Raw genomic sequence first — 8,328 nt, forward strand, 5'->3', positions numbered from 1 at the left:
CCCGTCGACCCTGCCCAACCTGTTGATCCGCCCGCGCAACCCGGTGCCATTCCGTCGACCGATGATCCGATCCTTCCCGTGGTGGATGCGGCCACGACGACCGCGGACCCCATCCAGGCGGGGGCCGCGCCGTCGGCGGCCGATCCGACTCCGATACCGGGGAGCGAGGAGCGCGACCTGTTGGATTGGGTGCGGCGGGATCTGCAGGCCCGTCCGTCGGAGCGGGAGATCGGCGACGGCGAGATCCTGCGGGTCTACCGTGACCTGCGCACCCAGACGGCGAACCAGATCAAGGCGACGAAGTCGCTCGCCGGCGATGTGGCCGCGCTGCTGCGGGGCGAGCCGCTCGGACGGCTGCGCGGCGGCGCCTCGGGTAACTCGGCGGACATGGGCCTCGACAGTTCTCTCGACGCCCATAATCCAACGCCGCCGGTGCCAACGCCGCCGGTGCCAACGCCGCCGATGCCGACACGGCCGGCGCCGAGCCTTCCGCCGGCCGTGGACCTTCCCGCGCTGGATCCGAACGGTGACCAGTGGACCGAACAGACGATGACCGCGCTGGACCGCAGTTCGGCATCGGCCGACCCGACGGGTCCCAGCATCCGCGACGCCGGTGACGGCCAGCTCGGCAACGCCGGTGACGCCGGCGCAGTGGGTAACCCAAGCGCCGCCGACAGCGCCGCCAACGGCATTGTGGTTCGGGGCTTCGCCAACGAGGCCCGGAATCGATCGCTGGATGAGCTGCTGCGTCGGGTGGACGGGCACGGCGGGCAGCTCGACCTCCACGTCCCGCTCCGAGCACTGACCACCCCTCAGGTCAAGGCCCTGCTGGCGGGCCCCGACCGTCCGGCCAGCGGACAGACGGCCAGCTCGCGGCCTTCCCCGACCCCGCCGTCAACAAAGCGGCGGCGACCGGCGGCATCGGTGACGACGCGGCCCGCGGACGCGAACTCCGGGTGGCGGTCCGGTGACGTGGTCACGCTGCCCGGCGGCCGGTCGTTCAGGGTGCGCGACGTCGCGGCGGACGGGGACTGCTTCCCTCGGGCGCTCAGGCTGAGCATCGACCAGCAGATTCCGCCCGGGGCCTCGGCATCGACGTCGCAGGTCCCCACCGGCCTGTCGAGTTCCGCCCCGATCAGGGATTACCGATCGGAGCTGGCGCGGCGATACCGGGAGGAGGTGCGCCAGGCCGCGAGCAGTGGGGAGACCCATCCGGATGCCGACCGGGACATCGTGCCCCTGCTGCTCGACGACCTTTCGGATGATGCCGTCGCCACCATTCTGCGTGGGGCCGGGAGGAATCCTGCCCCGACTCGAGCTCAGATTCGTGCCTGGTCGCGGGGGGAGCGGCTGCAGGCTGCCCGGGGTCTGCTGACCGATCGGCTGGTCGGTGCCGGAAGTGACCGGGCGCAGGCGCAGGACCTGGTCGCTGACCTGCCCAACGGGTTCGTCGTACAGGCGGTCGGTCTGCCGCCGGCGCCCAATCGCGCGCAGTTCGCCTTGTCCGCCCGCGATCGAAGCGCTCTGCGTGACAGTCTCGTCGCCTGGTTGACGGAGGACCCCGCCACCAGGTTCCCGATAATCCAGCCCTGGCTTTCCACGTCCATGGCGGCCGTCGTCCCGTATGTCCGGGCGGCGCTCGCGCGCAACGGCCAGCTGCCCACGTTCACCGACCTGCTGGCGTCGGCCATCGAGGACCACGCCCTGTGGAACACCCCGATCGGCGACGAGGTGCCAGCCGCGATCGCCCGTGTCGCCGACCTGGACATCCGGGTCCTGCAGCAGGGGCAGCCGGAGATCGGGATCAATGCGCCCGCTCCCGGCCGCCCGGTCGTCTACCTGGCGCGGGGCCGCAACCACTACCTGGGACTGGAGCCGATCGCGCGCCCGCTGGTCACCGGCTCGAAGAAGCCCACGACGGCGCGTGCACCGGCGGGTCGTGGGTCGCTACGCAGGCTGGGGGAGCGCGACCGACCGACGGACCCGAGGCCGACGCCGGTGCCGCCGGTGCCGCCGGTGCCGTCGGTGACGCTGACGGCACCGGCGGCGGACCCCGCCGAGGGGAAGGATGCCGGCCCTCCGGCGTCGGCGTCCTTGACGCCCGACCCGGCGCAGCTGGCGAGCCAGTCGGCGGGTCCCGCCTCCCCCCCGCCCACCAGGATCTCCCAGCATGGCCGGCTGAGCGCCGCGGACACGGTGATCGGCCTGTATCCGGGGGAGAACGACGCCTACCGGTGGATCGAGCAGCAGCTCAAGGAGCCCCTGGGCGAGGCCTGGGCGGAGATTGAGCCGGATGTGCGGAACTTTGCTCGGGCGTCGGCGATCAAGGCGAGGGTGTCCGGGATGTCCCGCGGCGATCGGCGCCGGCTCACGATCAACCAGCGCGGATGGAAGGGCACCATCATGCTTGATGCCCTGGTTCGAGACTTCTCTGCCGTCCGTCACGTGGAGAAGTTCGAGTTCGAAGGCGGCTCGGAGTCGCAGGGTATCGCCGGCGATCTCCACGAGGCGCGGTGGAGAACCAACGTCTCGCTCCCGGTGCGAGTCACGACGCCGAAATTCCAATGGACCGGCATCTTCGGTCGCTTCTGGGATTCGAGCCGAGGGACCAACGAGTCGAGCAGCGGGCGGACGATCGCGAAGACGAAGATTGTCGAGCCCGGCACGCTCTACGACGGCTCCACCGATCTCGGCGTCACGATTGATCTCCGCCACCTGCAGATCGGGAAGCACATCGCCCCGGCACGTCGGGTGTTCACGATCGGCACGCGGATCTCGACGCCGAGCGCCGACAGCCCCGACGCCGACGGGAATCCCCGGCCGGTCGCGACCCACTACAGGGCCCCGGAGCGGGTGCGCCGTGACCGTCGCCTCGGGTCCACCGACGTCGTGCTGGACGTGCATCCCCTGATGCTGGGGAACGCGCGGCACATGCAGACCAGTCGGGGCATCGAGGGAGTACTCGACAGTATTGATGGGGCGGGCACCGCCGTCTACGGCTCGATGTGGCCGCGGGTGAAGCAGGAGATCCTCGCCGAGGTCGATCTGGATCGGATCCATCAGCACCTGAGGGGAATGATGTCCGGTGATTACCTGCCGGTGAGGCTGGAGTCGGTCGACGAGACGGTAGAGATCTCCGCGGAGCTGATCGCGCTCGACCATGTCCGGGCGACCGCCCAGACGGAGTTCAATTCCGGCACGGAGACCTACCGGTTCACCTCCGACCAGCACATCACCTCGGATGGTCTCCAGGTCCCGGCGGGCGGCCAGTTCATCGGTACGGCGAAAACCGACTTCGACATCACCGGCACCGGGACCGGGCAGCTGGGCCGGGACACGATCATGCTGCGGGACGCGCTGACGAAGTCCGGCGTGACGAACAGGTCCAAGAACCCTGACGCCCAGAGATTCGACGGCCGGATCAGACTGACCATTCACATGCGGAAAAATCCGGTCGTCGGCTCGATGCGGGCGGATCAGCCGACAGCGGATCTCGGCATCTCCGCGCTGATCGAAACGGACGAGGCGGAGAAGGTGGATCAGCCGACTCCCTGGGCGGCCACGCCGACGGCGCCCGCGACCGACTCGGCCCCGTCGGTGTCGGCTGATACGGCTCCGATTCCGTCGGCTCCGGCTCCGTCGGCTCCGGCTCCGGCTCCGGCTTCGGCTCCGGCCGCGGCAGCGACTGCCGCGCCGCTGGCGACGACGCCAGGACCGGCGAGCTCGACGACGTCGCTCGACGATGTCGCGCCCTCGCCGATCACGCCTCGCAGTGTGCTGGTGCCGCCGTCGCGGATCTGGAGCAATGGCCCGGGGACGGGGCTGCGGGACACGGACACTGTTCGCGACCTCTACCGCATGGAGCAGATCCGGGCCGCGCTCGACCGGCAGGGTCGAGCCTTCTTCGGTGAACGAACCTGGAACGGGATCCGCCAGGACGCCCTGACCTGGTTCAACCGGGACCGGACCGCGGCCTACCTGGCCTCGATGACCCGGGGCGCCGTTCTCGAGGGCCCGGAACTCAACCAGCGGGACGTGCCGCCGGGGGCCTTCATCCAGGCCCGGGCGACGGTCACGTCGACCACGTTTCGGCGCACCACGGGTACCGAACTGGCCCCGCAGGACGAGACGAGCACGCAGCTCTCCCGGCGGCGGCTGAACTGGTGGAGCCACCAGACGAGCCTGGTGCTGGGCGGTGTCCGGACCTTCGACGGTGGGGAGGCCACACTGCAGGGCCTGGGGGGCCATGAGTTCCGCCGCCGGACCGGCTGGCGCCTGTTCAGCTCTGGAAAGATCATCGCTAGTTCGAAGTTTCCCGTCCGGGTCGGGATCTTCGACAGCGACGTCGAGTTCACCTTCACCTTCGGCGCCCTCGCCAAGAACAACGAGTCGACCTCGGCGACGGCGAAGGCCGAGATCGCGATACCCGAGGGGGATGGATTCCTCTTCTCGAACTCCAGCCGCCCGACGACAACGATCACCAGGAACTCGCACGGGCCGGAGCTGGCCGCGCATCAGGCGGAGCTGGCCGCCCGCGACCCGGCTGCGACCCCGGTGCAGCCCAGTGGATATCTCGTGGGCCCGCCGTCCACACCGGCCGGCAGCGTCCGTCCGCCCGCCCGGGTCACGGACGAACAGCGGATCAGCCCCACCGACACCGTGCTCAGCATGGGCGCCGACGACCAGGTCGTCATGCGGGAGATGACGCGCGACCTGCAGCCACTGCTCGGATACCGCTGGCAGCGGAACAACCGGAAGCTGAGCCGGCGGTACCAGGCAGACCCGTTGCGGGCGAGACTGTCGGAGCTCTCCACCGGAGAGGAGGTGACGACCAAGGTCAGAGGCTTCCTCGTCTGGGGCAAGGTGGCCGTGCGGGCCGAGATCGGCAACCTCGGCTACCACGAGCCCGTGCCCGGCGTCGATATGGAGAGCGGTACCGAGACGTCGCATTCCGTCGGCGGCAACATCGACTCCCGTCATCGGAATATCGCGCTGTTCCCGGAGAAGCTGAAGCTCGACGGCCCCCATCTCAATGTCAACGTCACCGCCGCCTACAACCGGGACAAGTCGACCTCACATGCCGGCGTCGGCGGCGGACGTACCGTTGCCAGGGGCAAGACGCTTGAGGAAGGGGCACATTTCAAAGGCCCCGTCCGATTCGTCGTGAGCTACGACCTGCGTCGCCTCGGCTTCCCGCTGCGCCGCGGACCGCGGACGGTCACCATTCCCGACGCCTCGGTCATCTTCCCGATGCGCGACACCCGGACCGGGGCCGCCGGCCAACCGGCGGCCGACCGCACCCCCAGCACCGCCTTCGCCCCGCCGCCGCGGATCCGGCAGACACGCCGCCTCGGATCCTCCGACGTCGTGCAGGACCTGCGTGGTCTCCCCGCCACCCCCGGTGGTCCCCTGCAGGGCATGGACGACATCCTGCGCCAGGTCGACCAGGAGGGCCGGCGGGTGTTCGGCTGGCGATGGAAGGCGGCCAGGAGAAGGATCAAGAGGGACGCACACCTGATCCGCCTGCAGTACGACTTCCGGTCGATGACCGCGGGCGACCCGATCGAGGTCAGGGTTCCCGGTGGCCGCGTCCTGATCACCGCGTCCATGCCGGGAGCCGCCGATGATCTGCCGCACGTGGGCAACACCGAGGCGACCGAGTTCAACACCGGAACCGAACAGAGCAGTGCCACCGCGACGACGGACGGGGTCACCGCCTACGGCGTCTCGCGCAGTGTCAACACCCAGACGCAGATCCTCTACACCACCGATCCCGTCGGGGGGTTGCCGCTCAAAATGCGAGCCGGCGGAAACATCATCGCCCAGGCGGGTAACGACGACATCATGACCCAGTCGATTTCGTCGCGCATGTCGATGGCGACGAAGACGAAGAAGCCGGGCGCGGTGTTCGACGGGCGCGTCCTGCTCCACTTCCGGATGGAGCTCGATCCCCTGATCGGGTCGCCCAGGATCGGCATTTCCGACGCCCCCGCCCGGCTACGGATTCTGACGGAGCAGGCGGAGGCTGAGGCGCTGCCGGCGCAGGACCGCCCGGGGCCCGCCGCACCAGCCGCTCCGATCGGGCAACCGGCGCCCGCCGCTCCTGCTCCTCCGGCGCGGATCTGGAGCGGCAAGGAGAACCGTGGTCTGCGGGACACCGATGTCGTTCGCAGCCTGCCCGAGACCGCCGGCCTACATCAGGCCCTCGACATCGAGGGCCGGAATCTGTTCGGAAAGCGGAACTGGAAGAAGATCGGTCCTGCCGTCCGGGCGACGCTCAGCAACGCGAACCTGGCCGCCTCGTTGGGGGGAATGACCCGCGGTGAATCCGTCGCCGTCCCGCGGCTGCTGAACAACGTGATCTCCAGATCGAGCTCCGTCTCGGCCACCGCCCGGATCCTGCATCTACGTCACCTGCGTACCGACGATTCGGCCGAGCTCAATCCGATCAACGAGACCACCACGACGGTGTCGCGGCGGGGGCAGTACTGGTCGGCCGGCGGCCTGCAACCCCAGGTCGGTGCGCTGGTCACCGCCGGCCCCGAGACCGATGTGAGCGTCGACCTCGCAGGGGGCGCGACCTACCGGACGAGAAGCACCGACGTCGCCGGCTCGACCGGGCGGGTCCTGAGCAACGGCAAGTTCCTGAGCCCTACGGCGAACTACGAGGGATTCGTCGAAGTCTCCATCACCCTCACCCACGGCAACACCACCCGCGTCGTCACCGGCGCCGTGCCGGTGGAGCTGGGCTTTCCGGTCGAGGAACTGTCGACCAACTTCGATCCGGGCACGGTCACCACCTTCGAGCTTCCCGGTGACGACGGAAATCTCGTCCAGTGGTACGGGCCGCGTGACCTGAACCTTCCGCTACCCCTTCCGCCGCCGGCTTCGGACCCGCCGGCTGGTGACCGTCAGGGGGCGCTGGGACGGCCGGATTCCGCCCATCGCCACGGTCTCCCTGCGGTCACCAAGGTCCCGGAGGAGCCGGAGGAGGACGGCGGCATTCCCCTGCGGGACCTCCACCCACGGTCGTCGGCGCCGCCGTTGATGGGTGCCCCCGCCGCCGATCCATTGACGAGCGCCGGGCAGCGGAAGGACGACGATGCCCTTCCATCGGCACCCGAGTCAGCCGATCCGGCAGGCAATGAGACCAGCAAAGCGGTCACGGCGGGATCGCCGGACGCACGGATACTCACGGGCGCTGGACTGGTCAGGACGACCGCCACCCAACAGGCCGCGGATGTCAACGCGACAGGCGTCGCTGCGCCGGCTGCCGCGACTGGTTCGGCTGCCGCGCCTGGTGCCGGACTCGGTCCACCGCCGTCCCGCCCGAGGGGCAGGGAACAGGAACTTCTGCACTTGGTGCGGGGGAGGTTGCCGGTCGGCTCAGCGCAGCGAGAGCGCGGTGACGCCGAGATCCTGGCGGCCTACAGAGAACTGCGGGCGCGGCCGCGGAACCGTCGTCGGCCGACGGTTTCGCTGGCCGATGAGGTGGCCGTGCTTCTTCAGGGCGGCCGAATCCGAGAGCGGCCGGAAGCGGCGGCCGACATCACGTATGGTGCCACCCGTCCTCTCGGCGAGCAGCCCGTTGCGCCGCCGGTGCTACCCGACCCGCGGCCGGTCGAGCCGGGCTTGCCCCCGGCGTCACCGGTGCCTGCGGCGTCGTCACCGGTGCCTGCGGCAATGCCACCGGTGCCTGCGGTGTTGCCGGTGCCTGCGGTGTTGCCGGAGGAGCCCATGGTGGATGAGGATGGCGTTCCCCCGCGGGAACTGCGTCGGCCGCCGTCCTCGTTCCTGGCACCGCCGTCAGGGCCGCCCGCCGCTGCGTCCATGTCGCCGCCGCTGTTCCGCAGACGGAGGCGGGATGAGCGCCCCAGCCTTCCGGCGATCCCGGAATCTCCGGAGCAGCCCGGGGAGGAAAACAGCGTGGCCCTGAGAGTGCTTCGCCGGCCGCAGGTCCCGTCCCCGGCACTGCCAGTTCCGTCCCCGGCCCTGCCGGTCCCGTCGCCGGCCCCGAGGTTCGGCAGCGCCGAAGATGATTCGATGGCGATTGCGGTGCTGCCGGCGGGCGGTGGTGATGTTCCGGCGCCGCCGGAGTCGTTCGATCCGGTGGCCACGGAGATCGAGCTCGTGCAATGGGTACGGATTCGGCTGCAGGCCCGTCCTGTTGATCGTGACGTCGACGACCGTGAGATCGTGCGTGTCAGCCGCGAACTACTGGCGTCGGGGCCGCAGTATCGGCGGACGCCGGCGAAGTCGCTGGCCGATCCGGTGATTGATCTTCTGCATGGTAGGCCGCCGGGTGGGTTGTTCGGTGGTGCTGGTAGG

General features: G+C 69.9%; 1 pseudogene. It reads left to right on the forward strand.

Annotated features, from left to right (window positions below):
- Positions 1–78 precede the first annotated feature (78 nt).
- Positions 79–8,328 (forward strand): annotated as a pseudogene (locus NBZ83_RS27055) (hypothetical protein); the annotation flags it as partial.

The sequence above is a fragment of the Frankia gtarii genome (assembly GCF_025403375.1).
Lineage (GTDB): Bacteria > Actinomycetota > Actinomycetes > Frankiales > Frankiaceae > Frankia > Frankia gtarii.